24 protein-coding genes are annotated in these 20,854 nt (G+C 39.6%); 15 read left to right on the forward strand and 9 right to left on the reverse strand.

Annotated features, from left to right (window positions below; genetic code table 11):
• Positions 1-22: 22 nt before the first annotated feature.
• Together ABD682_RS03695 and ABD682_RS03700 are read left to right on the forward strand one after the other, a co-directional pair.
• Positions 23-577 carry a phosphoglycerate mutase family protein gene (locus tag ABD682_RS03695; protein WP_344739123.1) on the forward strand — a complete coding sequence of 185 codons (555 nt, stop codon included), beginning with the start codon at positions 23-25 and terminating at the stop codon, positions 575-577.
• Between the two features lie 69 nt (positions 578-646).
• Positions 647-1,177, forward strand: coding sequence for a TPM domain-containing protein (locus ABD682_RS03700; RefSeq protein ID WP_344739125.1), 531 nt, complete (start codon positions 647-649; stop codon positions 1,175-1,177).
• Between the two features lie 3 nt (positions 1,178-1,180).
• Here the strand turns inward: ABD682_RS03700 and ABD682_RS03705 are convergent, their stop codons facing one another.
• A complete protein-coding gene (locus ABD682_RS03705; RefSeq protein WP_344739127.1) occupies positions 1,181-1,771 on the reverse strand; it encodes a riboflavin synthase in 591 nt (196 codons plus the stop codon).
• A gap of 63 nt (positions 1,772-1,834) precedes the next feature.
• Here ABD682_RS03705 and pdxA point away from each other — a divergent pair, with 63 nt between their 5' ends.
• The 9 genes from pdxA (at position 1,835) to ABD682_RS03750 (ending at position 9,637) form a co-directional block, all read left to right on the forward strand.
• Positions 1,835-2,881 (forward strand): 4-hydroxythreonine-4-phosphate dehydrogenase PdxA, encoded by a 1,047-nt coding sequence (gene pdxA / locus ABD682_RS03710; protein ID WP_344739129.1) that lies wholly within the window; start codon positions 1,835-1,837, stop codon positions 2,879-2,881.
• Between the two features lie 73 nt (positions 2,882-2,954).
• Positions 2,955-3,497, forward strand: coding sequence for a YceD family protein (locus ABD682_RS03715; RefSeq protein ID WP_344739131.1), 543 nt, complete (start codon positions 2,955-2,957; stop codon positions 3,495-3,497).
• Between the two features lie 9 nt (positions 3,498-3,506).
• Positions 3,507-3,710: a 50S ribosomal protein L32 gene (gene rpmF / locus ABD682_RS03720; protein ID WP_344739133.1), complete on the forward strand. Its 204-nt coding sequence runs from the start codon at positions 3,507-3,509 to the stop codon at positions 3,708-3,710.
• A gap of 179 nt (positions 3,711-3,889) precedes the next feature.
• The gene (locus tag ABD682_RS03725; protein ID WP_344739135.1) at positions 3,890-4,891 is read left to right on the forward strand and encodes a beta-ketoacyl-ACP synthase III; all 1,002 of its coding nucleotides are present in this window, start codon (positions 3,890-3,892) and stop codon (positions 4,889-4,891) included.
• Between the two features lie 25 nt (positions 4,892-4,916).
• Complete coding sequence (gene accB, locus ABD682_RS03730; protein ID WP_344739137.1) at positions 4,917-5,411, forward strand: acetyl-CoA carboxylase biotin carboxyl carrier protein; 495 nt, start codon at positions 4,917-4,919, stop codon at positions 5,409-5,411.
• 82 nt (positions 5,412-5,493) lie between these two features.
• A complete protein-coding gene (gene accC, locus ABD682_RS03735; RefSeq protein ID WP_344739139.1) occupies positions 5,494-6,855 on the forward strand; it encodes an acetyl-CoA carboxylase biotin carboxylase subunit in 1,362 nt (453 codons plus the stop codon).
• Between the two features lie 437 nt (positions 6,856-7,292).
• Positions 7,293-8,411, forward strand: a complete 1,119-nt coding sequence (locus ABD682_RS03740; protein WP_344739141.1) for an NAD(P)/FAD-dependent oxidoreductase — start codon at positions 7,293-7,295, stop codon at positions 8,409-8,411.
• Positions 8,412-8,421: 10 nt separating this feature from the next.
• On the forward strand, positions 8,422-8,871 hold the full coding sequence (locus ABD682_RS03745; RefSeq protein WP_344739143.1) for a 3-oxoacyl-ACP synthase: 450 nt from the start codon (positions 8,422-8,424) through the stop codon (positions 8,869-8,871).
• 208 nt (positions 8,872-9,079) lie between these two features.
• The gene (locus tag ABD682_RS03750; protein ID WP_344739145.1) at positions 9,080-9,637 is read left to right on the forward strand and encodes an REP-associated tyrosine transposase; all 558 of its coding nucleotides are present in this window, start codon (positions 9,080-9,082) and stop codon (positions 9,635-9,637) included.
• Between the two features lie 182 nt (positions 9,638-9,819).
• Here ABD682_RS03750 and ABD682_RS03755 read toward each other — a convergent pair whose 3' ends face one another.
• The 6 genes from ABD682_RS03755 to ABD682_RS03780 all read right to left on the reverse strand — a co-directional run bounded on the left by ABD682_RS03755 (position 9,820) and on the right by ABD682_RS03780 (position 16,403).
• Positions 9,820-10,728 (reverse strand): ABC transporter ATP-binding protein, encoded by a 909-nt coding sequence (locus tag ABD682_RS03755; protein WP_344739147.1) that lies wholly within the window; start codon positions 10,726-10,728, stop codon positions 9,820-9,822.
• Between the two features lie 83 nt (positions 10,729-10,811).
• Complete coding sequence (locus tag ABD682_RS03760) at positions 10,812-12,953, reverse strand: prolyl oligopeptidase family serine peptidase (protein WP_344739149.1); 2,142 nt, start codon at positions 12,951-12,953, stop codon at positions 10,812-10,814.
• 87 nt (positions 12,954-13,040) lie between these two features.
• The gene (locus ABD682_RS03765) at positions 13,041-14,030 is read right to left on the reverse strand and encodes an aspartate-semialdehyde dehydrogenase (protein ID WP_344739151.1); all 990 of its coding nucleotides are present in this window, start codon (positions 14,028-14,030) and stop codon (positions 13,041-13,043) included.
• Between the two features lie 147 nt (positions 14,031-14,177).
• Positions 14,178-14,579 carry a large conductance mechanosensitive channel protein MscL gene (gene mscL, locus ABD682_RS03770; protein WP_344739153.1) on the reverse strand — a complete coding sequence of 134 codons (402 nt, stop codon included), beginning with the start codon at positions 14,577-14,579 and terminating at the stop codon, positions 14,178-14,180.
• 59 nt (positions 14,580-14,638) lie between these two features.
• Positions 14,639-15,745, reverse strand: a complete 1,107-nt coding sequence (alr, locus tag ABD682_RS03775) for an alanine racemase (RefSeq protein ID WP_344739155.1) — start codon at positions 15,743-15,745, stop codon at positions 14,639-14,641.
• A complete protein-coding gene (locus ABD682_RS03780) occupies positions 15,738-16,403 on the reverse strand; it encodes a thymidine kinase (protein ID WP_344739157.1) in 666 nt (221 codons plus the stop codon). The genes alr and ABD682_RS03780 overlap by 8 nt, the downstream gene beginning before the upstream one ends.
• 107 nt (positions 16,404-16,510) lie before the next feature.
• Here ABD682_RS03780 and ABD682_RS03785 point away from each other — a divergent pair, with 107 nt between their 5' ends.
• From ABD682_RS03785 to ABD682_RS03795, 3 genes are read left to right on the forward strand one after another with little or no spacing between them, the layout of a single operon-like run.
• A complete protein-coding gene (locus ABD682_RS03785) occupies positions 16,511-17,254 on the forward strand; it encodes a hypothetical protein (protein WP_344739159.1) in 744 nt (247 codons plus the stop codon).
• On the forward strand, positions 17,255-17,926 hold the full coding sequence (gene rsmI / locus ABD682_RS03790) for a 16S rRNA (cytidine(1402)-2'-O)-methyltransferase (protein WP_344739161.1): 672 nt from the start codon (positions 17,255-17,257) through the stop codon (positions 17,924-17,926).
• A gap of 22 nt (positions 17,927-17,948) precedes the next feature.
• The gene (locus ABD682_RS03795; protein ID WP_344739163.1) at positions 17,949-18,935 is read left to right on the forward strand and encodes an aldo/keto reductase; all 987 of its coding nucleotides are present in this window, start codon (positions 17,949-17,951) and stop codon (positions 18,933-18,935) included.
• 1 nt (position 18,936) lies between these two features.
• Here ABD682_RS03795 and ABD682_RS03800 read toward each other — a convergent pair whose 3' ends face one another.
• Together ABD682_RS03800 and ABD682_RS03805 are read right to left on the reverse strand one after the other, a co-directional pair.
• Complete coding sequence (locus ABD682_RS03800) at positions 18,937-19,740, reverse strand: toxin-antitoxin system YwqK family antitoxin (protein ID WP_344739166.1); 804 nt, start codon at positions 19,738-19,740, stop codon at positions 18,937-18,939.
• A 12-nt stretch (positions 19,741-19,752) separates the two neighbouring features.
• A complete protein-coding gene (locus ABD682_RS03805; RefSeq protein WP_344739168.1) occupies positions 19,753-20,343 on the reverse strand; it encodes a carboxymuconolactone decarboxylase family protein in 591 nt (196 codons plus the stop codon).
• Positions 20,344-20,403: 60 nt separating this feature from the next.
• Between ABD682_RS03805 and ABD682_RS03810 the strand changes: the two genes are divergently transcribed.
• Entirely contained in the window at positions 20,404-20,838 is a 435-nt protein-coding gene (locus ABD682_RS03810; RefSeq protein WP_344739170.1) for an OsmC family protein, read from the forward strand.
• Positions 20,839-20,854: the final 16 nt, after the last annotated feature.

The following is a 20,854-nucleotide window of genomic DNA, read 5'->3' on the forward strand; positions in this document are numbered from 1 at the left end:
AAATTAACATCAATTAATGCCGATGACATCAACCAAAATTAAAACGCTGAATAAAGCCCTTCTTTTTTTATTTTTCACTTTAACCCTACTTAATTGCGAATCTAAAATTTCCAATAGTGAACCGGAGGGAAACACACTTACAGTTTTTCTGGTACGCCATGGCGAGAAAGTCGACAGCTCAAAAGATCCGGAACTTTCAGAGGCAGGTAAAACCAGAGCTCTAAAACTGGCTGAAGTTCTGCGAAGCACTAAAATAGATCATGTTTACAGCTCCGATTTTATCCGAACGCGTGAAACAGCGGCACCTACAGCAAAGTTGTTCGACTTAAAAACCCAATTATACAACCCGCGCGAACTGCAAAGTTTCAAAGATAAATTAATGGCAGAGGGTGGGCGCAGTTTGGTTGTTGGTCATAGCAATTCAACACCTGCCCTGGTGGAGTTATTAGGGGGCGATCCCGGGACGCCTATTAATGAGGCGAGTGAATACGACCGCTTATACATAGTTACTAAAATGCCAAATGGAAAAGTAAATACCGTTTTGATCCGTTACGGAATGCCGTATGCTAATAATTAAAAGGTTTTTTCTTTTTGAAAAGACTCGTATTAACCTACCCTAAAGCATTAACCATCAAAAACCAAAAACATGAAAAACAAAATACTGCTTGTTATTTTTGGATTGGGTCTGAGTCTTTTTTCTTTTAAAAGCGTTGCCCAGGAAACCGATTTCGATTTATCAAAGATCGATCGTTACAGGGAAGCTAAAGAGAAAGCCCTTCCTGTACAAGATTTTGATAGTGTATTTACTCCAAAGGAGCGCCAAAATCTTTCAAAAATGTTTCTAAAATATCATAAAAAATCAACCAATGTGTTCGTTGTGGTTACTGTGGGGAGTATTGCACCGTTTGGAGATGCACAACAAATGGCAACAGCATTGGGGAGTTATTGGGGTGTTGGTCATCAAGGCAAAAACAACGGACTTGTGATGCTGCTTTGTAAACCATGTAAAAGTTTTGGCATAGCAACCGGAGATGGAACGCGAAAAGTAATAACTGATAGTATGAGCTTACAAACTATGGAGCAGGTGATCTTTCCTCAATTCAAAAAAGATAAATTTTATGATGGGATCAAGAATGGCGCAGAATCTTTAATGAAAATTTGGGGTGATGGCGATTAATTGTTAGCCTCTAAGTTCCAGCAAACGACTCACATATTTCCCCAATACATCAAACTCCAGATTCACTGTAGTCCCTTTTTTAAAGGTATTGAAGTTGGTATGCTCGTAGGTATAAGGAATAATAGCCACACTAAAGCGGTCTTTTTTAGAATTCACTACCGTTAGACTCGTACCATTAACAGTTATAGAACCTTTTTCGATAGTAACATTATTTAAACTGCTATCATAGCTAAAAGTAAACAACCAGCTGCCATCAGTTTCTTCAACCGATTCACAAACGGCCGTTTGATCTACATGACCTTGCACGATATGCCCGTCCAAACGATCGCCCAGTTTCATGGCGCGTTCTAAATTAACCACATCACCAATCTTCAAACTGTTAAGATTTGTTTTGTTCAAGGTTTCTTTAATGGCGGTAACCGTATATTCTTGATTATTTATGCTTACAACGGTAAGGCAAACACCATTGTGCGCGACACTCTGATCGATTTTTAACTCGGGCGTTATCGCACTTTTTATGGTGATATGAAGATTGTCCTGCTCGGTTTTTAAATTAGTAACCTCGCCCAAATCTTCAATAATTCCTGTAAACATAATTTTCTCTGTTTATTTGGTTAAATTTGCACATCAAAATTACAAACAAAAGTTGTCATTTTAATGAGTAAAGCTGAAAATATAATCGTTGGGATCTCCATTGGAGACTTGAATGGCATTGGTGGTGAGATTATTTTAAATACCTTTGAAGATGAACGGGTTTTCGATTTTTGCACTCCGGTGGTTTTCGCCTCTATTAAGGTGATGAACTTTTTAACATCCCATTTCAATTCGGAAATAACCCTCAATAGTTGCAATCACCTCAACCAAATTAAAGAAGGGCAACTTAATGTTTACAATGTTTGGAAGGAACCCTTTGAGATTAATTTTGGTAAAGAAGATCTGAAAAGCGGGGAATATGCCATAAAATCTTTGGAAGCCGCAACAGCAGCTTTGAAAAATGAAGGTATTGATGTGTTGCTAACTGCGCCCATCAGTAAAAAAACGATTCAATCCGACACCTTTAAATTTCCCGGACATACCGATTATTTAGCCCAGCAACTAGGCGGCAATAGTTTGATGTTCATGATCACTGATACCTTGCGGGTTGGTTTATTAACCGATCATGTGGCTGTTAAAGATGTTTCAAAAGCGATAACCCCAAAGCTTATACAAGATAAGATCGATACCGTTTATGAATCCCTTAAACGGGATTTTGGAATTGAAAGACCGAAAATTGCAGTTTTGGGGATCAATCCACATACAGGTGATAGTGGGGTTATTGGCACGGAAGATGACGATACTTTGAGACCAACGCTTCAAAAAATAAAAGAATCCGGAAAACTGGTTTTTGGGCCGTATGCAGCAGATAGTTTTTTCGGATCGAACAATTACAAAAACTTTGATGCCATTATCGCCTCATATCACGACCAGGGCTTAATTCCCTTTAAAACCCTCTCGTTTGGACGCGGTGTAAACTACACAGCAGGGCTAACGCGCGTGAGAACATCGCCCGATCATGGAACAGCCTTTGAAATAGCCGGTAAAGGCGAAGCCGATAATAACTCCTTCAAAGAGGCCTTATTTGCTGGTATTCATATTTTTAAACAGCGAAAAGAGTATGAAGAACTCACAGCAAATCCGCTGAAAAAACGGAGTAAAAAGGGATAAACAAAAAATTGTTTAATCCTAAGGTAGCGTAAATAAAAATTTATATATTTGCAGGCTCAAAATAGATGCGAGAATGAAGCCACTGAAAATGTACACCATTCCGTTTGTGGGATTAAAACAAGGGAAGCATCACTTTGAATATGAGATAGACAACACGTTCTTTGAGTATTTTGAATTTGATGATTTTAATGCAGCCCAACTAAAAGCGGACGTAACGCTTGATAAAAAAAGTGCTCATTTAGAGTTTCACTTTGACGTTTCGGGTACTGTAAATGTGAATTGCGATATCACGAACGAGCCCTACGAGCAACCCATTTCAAATACGTTTGATCTGGTAGTGAAGTTTGGTGATGATTATAATGATGATTATATTGATATTTTGATGGTACCACACGGTACTTTTGAAGTGAACGTACAGCAATACATCTATGAGACCGCTGTTTTAGGGGTTCCTGTAAAACGCATACATCCCGGAGTTGAAGACGGCACATTAGATTCTGAAATATTAAAAAAACTTGAAGAATTAAGTCCAAAAGAAGAGGACGATAAAAATAAGGATTCGGAGGATATTGATCCCCGATGGAATAAATTAAAGAACTTATTAACGGATAAATAATAATAGAACATGGCACATCCTAAAAGAAAAACTTCTAAAACCAGAAGAGATAAAAGAAGAACACATTATAAAGCAACTGCGCCACAGATTGCAACATGTCCTACTACGGGAGAAGCACATTTGTACCACAGAGCGCACTGGCACGAAGGAAAATTATACTACAGAGGTCAGGTTTTGATCGACAACTCTGAAGAGATTGAAAACGTAGCCTAAACGCTACGAACATAAAATAAAGCGCTCACTTTAGTTGGGCGTTTTTTTATGAACTAATTTTTAATCGCTACAAAAACACTAAATTTGTATAATTTTAGGCGAAAAATTAGTAGTTTTCACCAAAATTTGAGCAAAACTGTTCAAATTTTAATGATTTTTAGTCTATTTAACTATAAATTATGAGTAAAATCTCAGCAGCCATTACAGCTGTAGGTGCCTATGTACCGGAATACGTATTGACCAATCAGATCCTTGAGACGATGGTTGAAACGAATGATGAATGGATAACCACCCGAACCGGCATCAAAGAACGCCGGATACTCAAAGAAGAAGGTAAAGGAAGTTCTTTCCTTGCCATAAAAGCAGCCCAGGATCTTATTGATAAAAAAGGTATCGACCCAAAAACCATTGAATTGGTTATTGTGGCCACGGCTACGCCGGATATGAAAGCTGCTTCAACGGCAGCCTATACAGCATACCATATTGGAGCAACCAATGCATTTTCATTTGATTTGGACGCGGCCTGCTCCAGTTTTTTATTCGGAATGTCAGTCGCTGCGAAATATATTGAATCAGGGCGTTACAGGAATGTATTGCTTATTGGTGCGGATAAAATGTCGTCCATGATCAATTATAAAGATCGCGCAACCTGTATCATTTTTGGAGATGGTGCCGGAGCTGTGTTTTTTGAACCGAATGAAGAAGGATTGGGCTTACAGGATGAATATTTAAGAAGTGACGGTTCAGGACGCGAGTTCCTGCAAGCTACTTACGGTGGTTCGTCTCATCCCATTACGGCTGAAGCCATGGAAGCCGGAAAGCAATTTGCATTTCAGGAAGGGCGTACCGTATTTAAAAATGCGGTTTTCAATATGGCCGATGCCACCGTAAAAGTTTTAGAGCGTAATCATTTAACTAAAGATTCCATCGATTGGTTGGTGGCGCATCAAGCCAATAAACGCATCATTGATGCCACCGCACAACGCATTGATCTGGAAGAGGAAAAAGTAATGATGAATATTCACAAGTATGGAAATACGACTTCAGCAACTTTACCGTTATTATTAAACGATTACGAATCGCAGATAAAAAAAGGAGACAATTTAATCTTTGCCGCTTTTGGTGGCGGATTCAACTGGGGAGCCATTTATTTAAAATGGGCTTATAATTCTAATAACTAACCAAGAAAAACTAACGCGAATTATTATGGATATAAAGGAAATTCAAAATTTAATAAAATTTGTAGCCAAATCGGGCGCAAGTGAGGTTAAATTGGAGATGGATGATATTAAGATCACCATAAAAACCGGCTCAGATTCAGAAACAACCATTGTGCATCAAATGCCGAGTGCCGCTCAGGTACCGCAAATGCCACAAATGGCAGCGCCACAAGCCGCTCCAGCTCAAGAACAGGCTGCTCCGGCTCAGGAAGCACCTAAAGCAGAAAAAGAAGATTCTAAATACATCACCATAAAATCACCGATCATCGGAACCTTCTACAGAAAACCGTCACCGGACAAACCGTTGTTTGTTGAGGTAGGCCAAACTGTTGCTGAAGGTGATGTGCTTTGTATTATCGAAGCCATGAAATTATTTAACGAAATCGAATCTGAGGTATCAGGTAAGGTTGTTAAAGTCCTTGTTGAAGATTCTTCTCCGGTAGAATTTGATCAACCGTTATTTTTAATCGACCCGTCATAACATTTAAAAATTCCAAAACACAAATCTCAGAATCCTAATATGGAATTTGGAGCTTGGAATTTGAATTTTTAAAACACCAGTTATGTTTAAAAAAATATTAATAGCCAATAGAGGTGAGATCGCACTACGTGTGATCAGAACCTGTAAAGAAATGGGCATTAAAACGGTGGCGGTTTATTCTACTGTAGATGCTGAAAGTTTGCACGTTAAATTTGCAGATGAAGCAGTTTGTATCGGCCCCGGACCGAGTAGTGAGTCCTATTTAAAAATGTCACACCTCATCGCGGCCGCCGAGATCACTAATGCCGATGCCATTCATCCCGGTTACGGATTTTTATCAGAAAACGCTAAGTTCTCAAAGATCTGTGGTGAACACGGAATAAAATTTATCGGGGCTTCTCCGGAAATGATCGAGCGCATGGGTGATAAGGCCAATGCGAAAGCCACTATGAAAGCCGCAGGCGTACCCTGCGTGCCAGGAAGTGATGGCGTTATCGAGACCTTCGAACAATGTAAAAAGATCGCTAAAGAAACCGGATATCCGGTTATGCTTAAAGCTTCTGCCGGTGGTGGAGGAAAAGGAATGCGTGCGGTTTGGAAGGAAGAAAACCTAAAAGCGGCCTGGGAATCGGCACGTCAAGAAAGTAAAGCGGCCTTCGGTAACGACGACATGTATATGGAAAAGCTCATCGAAGAGCCACGCCATATTGAAATTCAAATTGTAGGCGACTCCCGTGGAAAAGCCTGTCATTTGTCTGAGCGTGACTGCTCCATCCAACGTCGTCATCAAAAGCTAACCGAAGAAACACCGTCGCCATTCATGACGGATAAATTGCGTAAAAAAATGGGTGAAGCCGCTGTTAAAGCCGCTGAATACATTAAATATGAAGGCGCCGGAACGATAGAATTCCTCGTAGATAAACACCGCAATTTCTACTTCATGGAAATGAATACCCGGATCCAGGTAGAACACCCGATCACCGAGCAGGTTATCGATTTTGATCTGATCCGCGAACAGATTCTGGTAGCAGCCGGTGTGCCAATTTCAGGTAAGAATTACATCCCGAAATTACACTCCATCGAATGCCGTATCAACGCGGAAGATCCATATAACGATTTCAGACCGTCACCGGGTAGAATCACCACGCTCCATGCGCCGGGTGGTCATGGGGTACGTTTGGATACACATGTTTACGCCGGGTATATCATCCCGCCAAACTACGATTCCATGATCGCGAAGCTCATCACCACGGCACAAACCCGTGAGGAAGCCATAAATAAAATGAAACGCGCGCTCGACGAGTTCGTTATCGAAGGTATCAAAACCACGATCCCGTTCCACCGTCAGCTCATGGACAATCCCGACTATCTTGCCGGGAACTACACAACGAAGTTCATGGAAGACTTCAAGATGAAAAAAGAAGTAGTCGAAGACGACGAATAAATAAACAAACTCCGGAAATTATTTCGGAGTTTTTTTTGGGCGTTACCCCTCCTGCGTCGGGGTCGGGCTATCCGTTGCAAGTCCTCGCGCATGGCGCTGCGGGCTTTCCACTACTATCCCTAACGCGGGCTTCTTTGCTAAATACAGTGTCGTATTAAGGTAGTGATTGTCATTCCTGCGAAGGCAGGAATCCACCCTCTATATTATCTGATTCCGTCATGGCGAGCAAAGCGAAGCAATCTTTCAATTTGGAGTCCTCCTCAAGAGATTACCACGTCACTGCGCTCCTCGTATTGACGTTTCGATCTGTCATTCCTGCGTAGGCAAGAATCTCACTATTCTTTCCTAAATCCTTAATGGATACCTGCTTTTTCAGGAATGACTTAACTGCGATAATTTGCCCTTCAACAATCAAAAGAAAACAGTATTTTAGTAACATGAATTTATCCTATTGGGAAATACAAACCTGGCTTAAAAACATCGATTTTACCGTGATCGGTAGCGGTATCGTTGGCTTAAATTGTGCCTTACAACTCAAACAAAAACACCCAAAATCCCGGGTTTTGGTTTTAGAAAAAGGCATGTTACCTCAGGGTGCCAGCACAAAAAATGCAGGCTTTGCCTGTTTTGGTAGTTTAAGTGAGATCATTGAAGATCTCAAGTCGCATTCCGAGGAAGAAGTCCTGAAACTCATTCAAAAGCGTTTGGATGGATTACATATTCTAAGGCAAAATCTTGGCGATGATACCATCGGCTATAAACAACACGGCGGCTACGAATTATTCACCAAAGCAGATGCTGAACTTTACGAGATTTGTTTGGATCAGCGAGATACAATTAACCGCCTTTTAGAACCGATTTTAAAGGACACCGTATTTCAAGTAAAGCCGAATAATTTTAATTTTCAAAACATTCAGGAAAACCTGATCTATAATCCGTTTGAAGGACAAATTCATACGGGTAATATGATGGAAGCCTTATTGCACAAAGCGCAAAGTGCCGGCATCAAAATCTTGAACAATTGTGTGGTTGAGAATTTCTCTGAAGACGGCTCTGGAGTTCATATCAAAACCGATCAATTTCAATTTAGAACAGGAAAACTCTGTATAGCTACTAATGGTTTTGCATCTCAATTTATAAAGGAAGAGGTGAAGCCGGCTCGTGCTCAGGTGCTTATTACTAAACCTATAAAAAAGCTTCATATCAAAGGAACATTTCATCTGGACAAAGGCTTTTACTATTTCCGAAATATTAATGACCGTATACTTTTTGGTGGCGGCCGAAACCTCGATTTTAAGGGTGAAGAAACCACAAGAATGGAACAAACCGAGCTTATTCAAAATGAACTCGAGCGCCTTTTAAAAACAACTATTTTACCACATACTGATTTTGAGATCGATCATCGCTGGAGCGGCATAATGGGTGTGGGTTCAAAAAAAGAAGCCATAGTAAAACCACTATCAGATCATGTATTCTGTGGTGTGCGTTTAGGCGGTATGGGCGTAGCTATTGGTAGTTTGGTTGGAAAGGAACTTGCAGATTTAGCAACACTTTAAAAACTTTAAGATGACGATCCGCGAAGCCTTATTTCAACAATGTGACGCCTATATTCTTGAGCGGTTACAAACCATTCAAAATCATATAAACGACATTCATGATGCGCTATCCTCCGAAACTAAAAATACGTCAGGCGACAAACACGAAACCGGACGCGCCATGCTCCAATTGGAACGCGAAAGTGCCGGTCAACAGTTGGCTGAAGTCGAACTCAAGCGCGATAGATTATCAAAGCTTAAGTCAAATAAAGTTTCAAATAAAGTGGGTTTGGGATCGGTGGTTTACACCTCAAAAGTGAATTATTTTATCGCGATCAGCGCTGGTGCTATTACAATTAACGAGGAGACTTTTTATGCCGTATCACCGGAATCGCCAATTGCTCAGGCGCTGCTTTCAAAAGAAGTAAATGACGAGGTTCAATTTAGAGATCAAGTTTTTGTAATCACCAATATTTTATAAAGGAATATAGCGCTCGACTCCGGTTAGCGCTCGCCTCCGGTTTGCGCTCGACTCTGTCGAGTGTACCACATTTTACATTTCATCGAATATTTTACTGTCAGTCAAATACTTAAGGCGTGGTTTTTCAATACTTTGTTCTTAGTGTATTGCAATTAATATTTACATTTCATGAACACCGGTAATAAGCGAATACCAGGTCTTAGTAATTATGAGCAGAAAGTACAAATTTCATAATAAATCCGGTATTTATTTTGTGAGCTTCGCAACGGTATATTGGCTGGATGTTTTTATAAGACAAATTTACTTTGATGTTTTAGTAGAAAGTGTAAACTATTGTAGAACCAATAAAAATATGGAGTTGTTTTGTTATTGTTTTATGCCCAGTCACGTTCATTTTATTTTTAGATCAAAAAGCAATCAACCTATGGAATTACTAAGAGATTTTAAAAAATTTACAACTAAGAAAATGATTCAAACCATTGCTGAGAATCCTAAAGAAAGTAGGAGGGAATGGTTGTTATGGATGTTTGAGCGGGCTGGAAAAGAAAAAACCAATGGAAACAGGTATCAGTTTTGGCAACATCATAACCATCCTTTAGAACTTTGGAGTGAAAAAATCATGCGTCAAAAAATAAATTATATCCATAAAAACCCTGTAGTTTCCGGATTTGTTATTGATCCTACAGATTGGAAGTATTCCAGCGCTAAAAATTTTCAAGGCAATAAAACTGTTTTAGAAATTGATGATATAGGGTTTTTTTCATAGCAATCGACGCGTTTTTTGAAAGCACTCGACGGAGTCGAGCGCTGACATATTTTAGAAATTTTGGTCAGCGACTTTGAACTTTCATATCAATATAAACTTGAAGGTCAGCGCTCGACTCCGGTTTGCGCTCGACTCCGGTTTGCGCTCGACTCCGGTTTGCGCTCGACTCCGTCGAGTGCTATCTACTCCTTTTCAATATAAATCGCAGTACCTTTTTCAAAAGCCGACTTGTGTTCAAAAAATACTTTTGAATCGTTAAGTAGGCCTTCAATTAAATAATACGATCCCTTATAATAACTTTTTTGAACGATGACTTTCAATTTGGATTTCGGAACCACCTTCAATTGATGTGCATAGACCAGTTCGCCATCAATCATATTAAATTCATTAAAAAATGAAGCGACAAGTTTGTTCTTTGGGTCTTTATATAAGGCTTCCGGACTACCCTGCGCCATGATCTGTGCGTCATGAATCACGATCATATCATCGGAAAATGAGATCACATCCTCTTTATCATGGGTGGCAACAATACAGGTAATGTTCTTTTCTTTTAAATAGGCAAACAAACTTCTGCGGAGACTCTGCTTTTTAAAATTATCAATATGGCTAAAAGGCTCATCAAGCAGTAAGATCTCCGGCTTTTTTGCAATGGCACGGGCTATGGCTACGCGCTGTTTTTGTCCGCCGCTTAGTAGTTTCACTTTGGTGTTGGCGACTTCTTCCAATTCAACAACTTTCAATAATTCCTGTGTACGTTCCTTTTTTTTCTCAGGGTAAAAGTTCGACAGGAATTCTCCAACATTTTCAGCCGCAGTGGTAAACGGCATCAGGTCGAATTCCTGAGCCACATATTTCATATATTCGGGTCCAATAATCAAATTGTGCTTAGGTCCCAGGATTTCCTGATCCTTCCAGAATAGCTGGCCTTCGTCCAGATCATAGGTTCCATAGAGGAGTTTTAATAAGGTACTTTTACCGGAACCACTCTCACCAATGATCGCAAAATGATCGCCCTGAGCCACCTCAAAACTTAAGTTTTGAAGCACCGGTGATTTATCATAAGAGAATGTCAAATTTTTTACCTGTAGCATATTATCATTTAATCATGGGGAATATAAAAAAAATCTGCCCAATAACTTGAGCAGATTTTAGTGTTCGAATTGATAACACCTTATTATGCTTCGGTATCACCAGGAAGGGTACTGTAACCCATGTTATATAGCGTGAAACTAAAAACGTCTGCATATAACGCTATAATTTTGCTTACCGGTGTTCCGGCTCCGTGACCCGCATCGGTTTCTATTCGAATCAATACCGGGTTGTCTCCGGCTTGTTTACTTTGTAATTCAGCAGCAAATTTAAAACTGTGTGCCGGCACTACACGATCGTCGTGGTCTCCGGTAGTTACAAGTGTTGCCGGATATGATTCAGCAGCTTTAACATTGTGAACCGGCGAATAGCCTTTTAAATACTCGAACATAGCTTTGCTATCTTCTGCTGTACCATAATCATAAGCCCAACCCGCACCTGCAGTAAATTTGTTATAGCGCAACATGTCCATAACACCAACAGCCGGTAAAGCTACATGTGCCAGATCCGGACGTTGCGTCATTACAGCACCCACCAGCAAACCACCATTAGAACCACCGCGAATAGCCAAATGTTGGGTATCGGTATATTTATTGGTTTTTAAATATTCACCTGCGGCAATAAAATCGTCAAATACATTTTGCTTTTTCATTTTGGTTCCGGCATCGTGCCAGGCACTGCCGTACTCTCCACCACCTCTAAGATTTGGAACGGCATAAACCCCGCCCATTTCCATCCAAATGGCATTAGCCGTACTAAATGATGGCGTTAAACTGATATTAAATCCACCATAACCATAAAGGATTGTTGGGTTCTTTCCATTAAGTTCAAGTCCTTTTTTGTAAGTAATGATCATAGGGATCTTGGTGCCATCTTTAGAAGTATAAAACACCTGCTTACTTTCATATTGACTTGAATCAAAATCGATATTTGGTTTGTTGTAAAGTTTAGTTTCTCCCGTTTCTACATCGAAACTATAAATACTACCGGGTGTGTAATAATTGGTAAACGTGAAATAATCAATTTTCTCTTCCTTTTTACCACCAAATCCTCCTGCAGTTCCTATACCGGGTAGTTCTACATCGCGAATAAAATTTCCATCGTAATCGTATTGTTTTACCTTGGAGATAGCGTCAATCATATAACTAGCCATGATAAAGCCGCCACTGGTGCGCGGTGTCAACACATTTTCGGTTTCCGGAATAAGATCTACCCAATTTTCTGGTGTCGGGTTGGCTACGTCAACGGTTACAACACGTTTGTTTGGCGCATCTAAATTGGTTACCAGATATAATTTACTGCCAACATTATCAAGAACAGTCGTGTTACTATTTGTGTTATCAAGAATCGTTACAAATTTACTATCGGGAACCGTTAGATCTTTCACATAAAGTTCGTTTCCTGTGGTGGAATTTCGAGGTGTAAGGATTAAATAATGATCGTCCTCAGTTACAATACCGTTAATATAACGGTGTTTTTGTTCCGGAGTACCACCATAAATGAGTTGATCTTCATTTTGTGATGTTCCTAGTTTGTGATAATATACTTTATGCTGATCAGTTTTAGCGGAAAGCTCACTGCCTTCAGGCTTATCGTAACTGGAATAATAAAAGCCTTCGTTCTTATACCAGGATATCCCACTGAACTTGATATCGTTTAAGGTGTCTTCCACGATATTTCTAGTTTCAACATCCATAACCAGGACTTTACGCCAATCGCTACCGCCTTCAGAAATTGAATAGGCTAATATTTTACCATTTTTCGAAAAACTCAAATTCCCTAAGGAAACTGTTCCGTCTTCAGAAAATGTATTAGGATCTAAGAATACTTCAGGCTCGCTGTCACCTTTTTTTCTGTATAAAACACTCTGATTTTGCAAGCCAGAATTTTTATAAAAATAGGTGTAATCACCTTCATTAAATGGCGCGCCTAATTTTTCATAATTCCAGATCTCTGATAAGCGTTTTTCAAGTTCGCCTCTAAAAGGAATTTGATTCAGATATCCAAAAGTTACTTTATTCTCTTCTTTAACCCAGGCTTCGGTCTCAGGACTACGATCGTCTTCCAGCCATCGGTACGGGTCTTTTACTTGTTCGCCAAAATAGGTATCTACGGTATCAACAGTCTTCGTTTCCGGGTAGTTCAATGTATTAGTTTTGTTTTTTGAAGGGTTTGAATTACATGAAGAAATAACTGCTACCGCGAGCAGCATCATTAGATTTTTCATAGCTAGTAGTCTTTTTTGTAAAAATAAACAAAAAAGCCCTTATTTTTAATACAAGAGCCTTTTGAATGCGATATTTTTAAAAAAGGACTATACCAGATTGTTTTCAATTAAATATTCAGCAATTTGAATAGCATTGGTTGCGGCACCTTTGCGTAAATTATCTGCAACGATCCACATGTTCAATGTATTGGGTTGTGTTTCATCCCGGCGAATACGTCCAACAAAAACCTCGTCTTTATCATGAGCATAAATTGGCATCGGATAGGTATTTGTATCCGGATTATCCTGAACCACGACGCCCGGTGTTTCATGTAACATTTTTCGAACAGCACCGAGATCGAAATCCTGTTCAAATTCTACATTTACCGATTCTGAATGTCCGCCGGCTGTTGGAATGCGAACCGCTGTAGCAGTAACAGAAAAGGATTTGTCGTTAAATATTTTTTGAGGCTCTCGAGCCAGTTTCATTTCTTCTTTTGTATAACCGTTTTCTTCAAAAACATCGCAATGCGGCAAAGCATTTCTTCCGATAGGATACGGGTAGGCCATTTCACCTTCAACCCCGGCAATTTCATTTTCAAGTTGCTGAACGGCCTTTACTCCGGTTCCGGAAACGGATTGATAGGTTGATACCACAACGCGTTTCATTTTATACGCTTTGTGCAAAGGTGCTAAGGCCATCACCATTTGAATGGTTGAGCAGTTTGGGTTAGCAATGATCTTATCGTCTTTTGTAAGTTCATTGGCATTAATTTCAGGAACCACTAATTTTTTGGTGGGATCCATACGCCAGGCTGAAGAATTGTCGATTACGGTAGTGCCAACTTCCGCAAATTTAGGCGCCCATTCTAAAGAGGTTCCACCTCCGGCAGAAAAAATAGCGATATCCGGGTTTGCGGCAACAGCTTCGGCCAGACTAATCACGGTATATGACTTATTTTTATAATTCAGCGTTTTCCCTACAGAGCGTTCTGAGGCAACGACCAACAATTCTGTTACGGGAAAATTGCGCTCTTCTAATACTTTTAGCATCACTTCGCCAACCATACCTGTGGCGCCAACAACAGCTACTTTCATATGTAAATTTTTAGTGTTTTCTTAATTCGGTTTCTTGCCGCAAAACTAGGTATTAATTCTATTTTAATCTTAAAAAAAAGACCCCAATTCCTGAGAATGAGGTCTTTTTAACAACAAATAACACAATGTTATTTATTTAACAGTAAGTTATTTTTTAAGCAAGTCTCTAATTTCAGCCAACAATTCTTCTTGTGTTGGACCGGCAGGAGGTGCAGGAGCAGGCTCTTCTTTCTTTTTCAATTTGTTCACACCTTTTACCACCATGAACATTACGAAAGCCACGATAACAAAATCGATCACATAAGTTAAAAACTCACCGATAAGAATGGCTACCTGACCTTCCATTACACCTTCGGCATTGGCAACTCCCTCTTTAATGACCCATTTGATGTCTTTGAAATCGGCTTTAAATATCAAACCGATAAGTGGCGAAACAATTCCACCTGTAAATGAGGTTACCACTTGTTTGAAAGCAGCACCCATAACGAAACCAACAGCAATGTCGACAAGGTTGCCCTTCATTGCAAATTCTTTAAATTCTTTAAGCATAATTTTGGATTAATAGTTAGTGAGGTTCTAAAATAGTAAAAAAGTTTATAAGTTTTACCTTACCGAATAAAAACGCGTTTGACACGTTGTGAAATAGCGGTAAGAATTTCATAGGAAATCGTTTGAGCGGTTTTCGCCAGGTCTTCAGCGGTGTTTGTGGCATCAAATACAATAACTTCATCACCTTCTTTACAGTCGATATCTGTAACATTCACCATGATCATATCCATACAAACATTACCTACAATTGGAGCGCGCTTGCCATGAATCATAACATAACCTTTGCCTTTGCCATATTGGCGCCCAATACCATCGGCATGCCCAATGGGTAATGTAGCTGTACGCTGTTCAGAGTCGCTTACAAAAGCACGGTTATACCCAACAGAATCACCCTTTTTTATGGTGTGAATTTGTGAAATAATGGTTTTTAAGGTAGCAATAGGTTTAAAATGCTGATTTTCCTTAACTGAATTTCCAAAGCCATACAATCCAATGCCACTGCGTACCATATCAAAATGGGCTTCAGGATAGTTTAAAACCCCGGAGGTGTTGCTCATATGAAGCATGGGCTGATACCCCAGCGCATCACTCAATTTTTTTGCAAGCGCTTTAAAAGATTTTATTTGATTTAAAGTGAATTCGCGCTCTTTCAGATCTTCACTGGCAGCCAAATGTGAAAAGATCGACTTTACTTTAATGCTTCTAGATTTATTGATTTTTGAAGCAATCGTTGGAATATCTGTTTCTATAAAACCTAAACGATTGAGGCCGGTATTGAACTTAATGTGAACGGGATAATGCGTTTGATTTTCGTCGGCAGCCGCTGCTAAGAATGCATCCAGTATTTTATTGTTATAAAGATTAGGTTCTAAACAACGATCAATAATAGTTTTCAGATTTATGGCTTGTGGATGAAGCACTAAAATAGGTTTACTTATGCCGGCATCACGAAGCAAAACACCTTCACTGGTATATGCCACCGCAAAATAGTCAACACCGGCTTTTTGTAATTCCAGTGCAATTTCAGTAGAATCACTGCCATATGCAAAGGCCTTTACAACGGCTAAAAATTTTACACCGTTCTCTAATTGCGATCTTAAGTATTGGTAGTTTTCCCGAAGCGCCTTCAAATCTATTTCTAGCACTGTTTCTTGCGCTTTAGGCATTGGAATCTTTGGTATTAGGGGTTGCTTCCTTTTTTGAACTAATTTCTTCAGCGTCGTTCACCTTGATCTGACGCACTTTATCGCGCAACATGGCTTTGAAGAAAGCTGCCCTGCTTAAAGGTTCGTATTCATCAACTTCGCCAAGTAAGACCAAATTGTCACTTTTCGCTTTGCGATAAGAATATTGTGCTAAGTTTCCGGTTCGGGTACAAACGGCATGTACTTTAGTTACGTACTCCGCTGTAGCCATAAGGTTAGGCATGGGCCCGAAAGGATTTCCTTTAAAGTCCATATCGAGTCCGGCAACGATAACCCGAACGCCCTTATTGGCCAAATCATTACAAACACGAACAATTTCGTCGTCGAAGAACTGGGCTTCATCAATACCCACAACATCACAACCATCAGCTAAAATCGGAATGTTTGCCGCAGCGGGAACAGGTGTAGAACGAATTTCGTTGGCATCATGAGACACGACCATTTCCTCATCATATCGCACATCCAAAGTAGGTTTGAAGATCTCCACTTTTTGTCTGGCAAACTGGGCACGCTTCAAACGCCGGATCAATTCTTCGGTCTTACCGGAAAACATAGAGCCGCAAATAACCTCGATCCATCCAAATTGTTCTTTATGATTTACGGTATTTTCGAGAAACATTTTGTAATTTTAACACTAAGTTGTAGCAATTAATCGTTTGTATAAAGGAAGCGTAAATTTAATAAAAAACAAAAGCCTTTATCGCATTAATTTCAAAATAAAATATCATGAAGAAGAAGCTCGAATCGGATTTAATCAATATAGCTCATAGAATTTTGAAACTAGAGGGAAAAGAGGATGTTATAAAAATGCATGCTGAGGTTCAGGCGCTTTATGAAATTCTTTCGGTGCTGAAATTTGGACATGAAAATTTTGAAGGTGATCTGGAAAAAATTGGAGGAGAATCTTCGTTTTTCTCCATGTTAGGAACAGCTTTCAACAATAAAGTAAGTGATAATATTGAAGTTGAAGATCGAATCTATGTCAATCTGGATGAAGTTACTGAAGATGATCTTACGGAATCCAATATGGTAAAAATCAAGAATATGCTGAAGCATATGCCGAATGACGACGATGAAGGTCGCAGCCCTGTATTTCAAGAACCTATAAAAGGAAAAGAAAAGAAAGTGCATCATCTGGACGATCTTACATCCGGTTTTGAAAAAATGCCGGAATTTGAACCTGCAGATATGAAGAAGTCTAGAGAAAATGAAAAAAAGTCCCTGAACGACAGGGTAAACAAGGGGCGTTTTAATATTGGACTTAATGATAAAATTGCGTTCACAAAACATTTGTTTGGAGGCAACCAGGCCGATTACGATCGCGTGATCTCTCAATTGAATACTTCGGCGAATTGGGATGAAGCCATGACATTTATTGAAGATATGGTAAAACCTGACTACAATAATTGGTACGGTCAGGAAGAACTGGAAACCCGTTTTAAAGAAATTATAGAAAGTAAGTTTGAATAAATGAGCAAACTTTACCTGGTTCCCACACCCATTGGAAATTTAAAAGATATCACTTTAAGAGCGATCGAGGTTTTAAACGATGTCGATCTGATTCTGGCTGAGGATACCAGAACTTCAGGGAAGTTGTTGAAACACTTCGAGATCGGTACCCCGATGCAATCGCATCATATGCATAACGAGCATAAAACGGTTGAAGGTATTATTCAAAAATTAAAAAGCGGAACAACTATCGCTTTGATCAGCGATGCGGGAACACCGGCTATTTCCGACCCCGGATTTTTACTTTCCAGAGCTTGCATTGAAAATGATATAGAAATTGAATGTTTACCGGGAGCTACCGCTTTTGTACCGGCTTTAGTAAATTCCGGTTTACCAAACGATAAATTTGTATTTGAAGGCTTTTTACCGGTGAAAAAGGGCAGACAAACCCGACTTACTTTTTTGGCCGAAGAAACCCGCACCATGATCTTTTACGAAAGTCCGCATAAACTCCTAAAAACCTTAGGACATTTTTGTGAATATTTTGGAGACGATCGACTGGTTTCGGTGTCGCGCGAGTTAACCAAACTTTTCGAAGAAACGGTTCGCGGTACGGCGAAATCCGTTTTAGAACACTATACCAAAACGCCACCCAAAGGCGAAATTGTTATTGTAGTAGGCGGTAAGAAATAAAAAACACACATTACATATTACGATGAATTACAGAACTTTAGGAAAGACGGGATTAAACGTATCAGAAATTAGCTTAGGCACCTGGCAGGTAGGTGGGACATGGGGAAGTCCGTTTGACGAAAAGAAGGCCGAAAATATCATCAATACTGCAATAGACAATGGCGTTAATTTTATTGACACGGCTGATGTGTACAGCGACGGATTAAGTGAAAAAACTGTCGGGAAAGTGGTGCGTTCACGCTCTGAAGAGGTTTATATTGCTACAAAATGCGGGCGTCAGTTAAATCCGCATACCAATGAAGCTTATACTACGAAAGCACTTCGAAAATTTGTTGAAGACAGTTTATCTAATCTGGGCGTGGAGCGTATCGACCTGATCCAATTACATTGTCCGCCAACAGAAGTTTACTATCGGCCGGAAATTTTTGAACTTTTCGATACCCTGACTAAAGAAGGAAAGATCAGAAATTATGGTGTGAGTGTAGAGTTGGTTGAAGAAGCCTTAAAAGCCATAGAATATCCGGGGGTAAGTACGGTACAAATCATTTTCAATATGTTTCGTCAGCGCCCTGCGGAATTGTTCTTTAAGGAAGCTCAAAAGAAACATGTGGGGATTATTGCTCGTGTACCTTTGGCGAGTGGTTTGCTCACAGGGAAATTCACAAAATCTACAACGTTCGACAAGGACGATCATCGAAATTTTAATCGCGACGGGGCGGCCTTTGATAAAGGTGAAACCTTCTCAGGAATTGATTACAACCTGGGTCTGGAGGCTGTAGACGCTTTAAAAGATTTGTTTGGCCCGAATAAGAATTTAGTTCATAAGGCGCTTCAATGGATTTTAACCTTTAAAGAAGTAAGCTGTGTGATTCCCGGAGCCTCAAGCACGGAACAAGTTATTTCGAATTTAAAAACCCTGGAAGCAAAACCATTATCAGCAGAAGAGGTTTTGCATGTCAATGCCATTTACCACAAGTATATCAAAAAAAGCGTTCATCAGTTATGGTAAATTAAATTTCCGGTGTATCCAACCCGGCGAAAGTTTGCAGAGATTGCATAAATTTTTGAGCTTCCATCGGATTGGCTTTCAAATTGATACGCTTAATTTCATTTTCATTCTCATCCAATTCAATCAAATAAGCATCTTCACCATCCTCTAACATACGCACAAAAGCTTTTAAACTGCCATCTTCATTGTAGAATTTCATGGCTTCAAAATTATCGTAAGTTGAAGAAATCGATTCCATATAAACCTTTCCTGCTCTCACATGTTGCGTAATTTTGCGACTATTTCTTATGAACATTTGTGATTGAATTTCCCCAATGGCATCATAGGTTACCGACTCCACAACGTTTTCATTTTTTATTTTAGCTTCCGTTCTTAAAGCGCCATTTTCGTCATAGGTTAATGTCGTGCCATATAATTTTCCATTGACATAAGATTCCTCAGTTTTCACTGCCCCGTTGAGGTGATAGACTTTATTTTTTCCGTGTAATCGGCCATTTTTATAAATGCTATGTGAAAAAATTTCACCATTAGAATGAAAAACTAAATAGTCACCATTCAGAATCCCTTTTTTAACCTCGAATTCTTCCCATTTTTGGAATTTATCGCCTACAACATAATAGCCATCCATCAATTCATTCGAATCTGAATCACGATAAACTACAATGTCGTTGAAGCTATCCGTGTAATAGGAGCCACGGGGGATCAACATAAAATCTTCATCTGAGGTTTCCTCTGAATTTTTGCAATGGATAAGGCTTAAAGTACATAAAAGTACAAGTAGTAGATTTGGAACTTTTTTTGACATAATATTTGAAGTTTATTTGTGTTTTCCGGTATTCCAGCCGTGTTTCCCCAGATATTTTTCGCCACTTTCCACGGCGCCTTCTTCAATAGAGGTTCCCATGGAATCATTCCATCGGTTCAAATAACCAAAAAGGGAAATAACACCAAGCATTTCTACAATTTCACCTTCATCCCAAAATTCATAAAGGCGATTTTTAAGGGATTCATTTACGGCGTTTGGAACCTGTGAGGCTGCTAAACTAAAATCTAAAGCAGCACGTTCTGCTTCACTGAATGCCGGATGTGTACGATACTCCCAGATATTATCTAGTTTTTCCTGTTCGGCGCCGTAACGTTCCGCAGCACGAATGGCGTGCGCCTGACAATAACGACAACCAGCAGCGTTGCTGGAAACCCAGGCGATCATACGTTTTAAGGCAGAAGTTACGCGACCTTCATTGGCCATAACGGCTTTATTCAAATTAATAAATGCTTTACTTATAGCCGGGCGTCGTTGCATGGTTAAAACCGAATTGGGGCAAAAGCCCAGAGTTTCATTAAAGAAGGTAGCCAGTGCTTTGGTTTCAGGATCGTGTTCCGCAGATAATGGTGTTACTAAGGGCATAAATTGCTTATTAAATAGTATTTTTGATACTACAAGAAACAAAAAAAAATTTAACTCATCATGACGAATCATATCACCACGACCTGGTTAGGCAACATGAAGTTTGAAAGTACAAATCCATCTGGACATAATGTTATCATTGATGCCGCTCCGGAAATGGGTGGAGAAAGTTCAGGCTATCGCCCGAAAGCTTTAATGCTGTCGGCTTTGGCAGGTTGCTCCGGTTTGGATGTGGCTTCACTTATGAAAAAGATGAAACTTTTGGTTGATGATTTCAAGATCGATATTGAAGCCAACCTTACGGAAGAACACCCGAAACATTACGATGCAGTAACCATGAGCTTTCACTTTTATGGTAGGGAGTTAAATGAAAAAAAACTACAGAAGGCCGTTGATCTTTCTGTTGAAAAATACTGCGGCGTTATGGAAATGTTTCGACATTTTGCTAAGATGACCATTGAAACCCACTTCCACCATAATGAAACTTTAAAATGATCTATGTTTAAGAATT

The organism is Gaetbulibacter aestuarii (genome assembly GCF_039537665.1).
In the GTDB taxonomy this organism is placed as follows: domain Bacteria; phylum Bacteroidota; class Bacteroidia; order Flavobacteriales; family Flavobacteriaceae; genus Gaetbulibacter_A; species Gaetbulibacter_A aestuarii.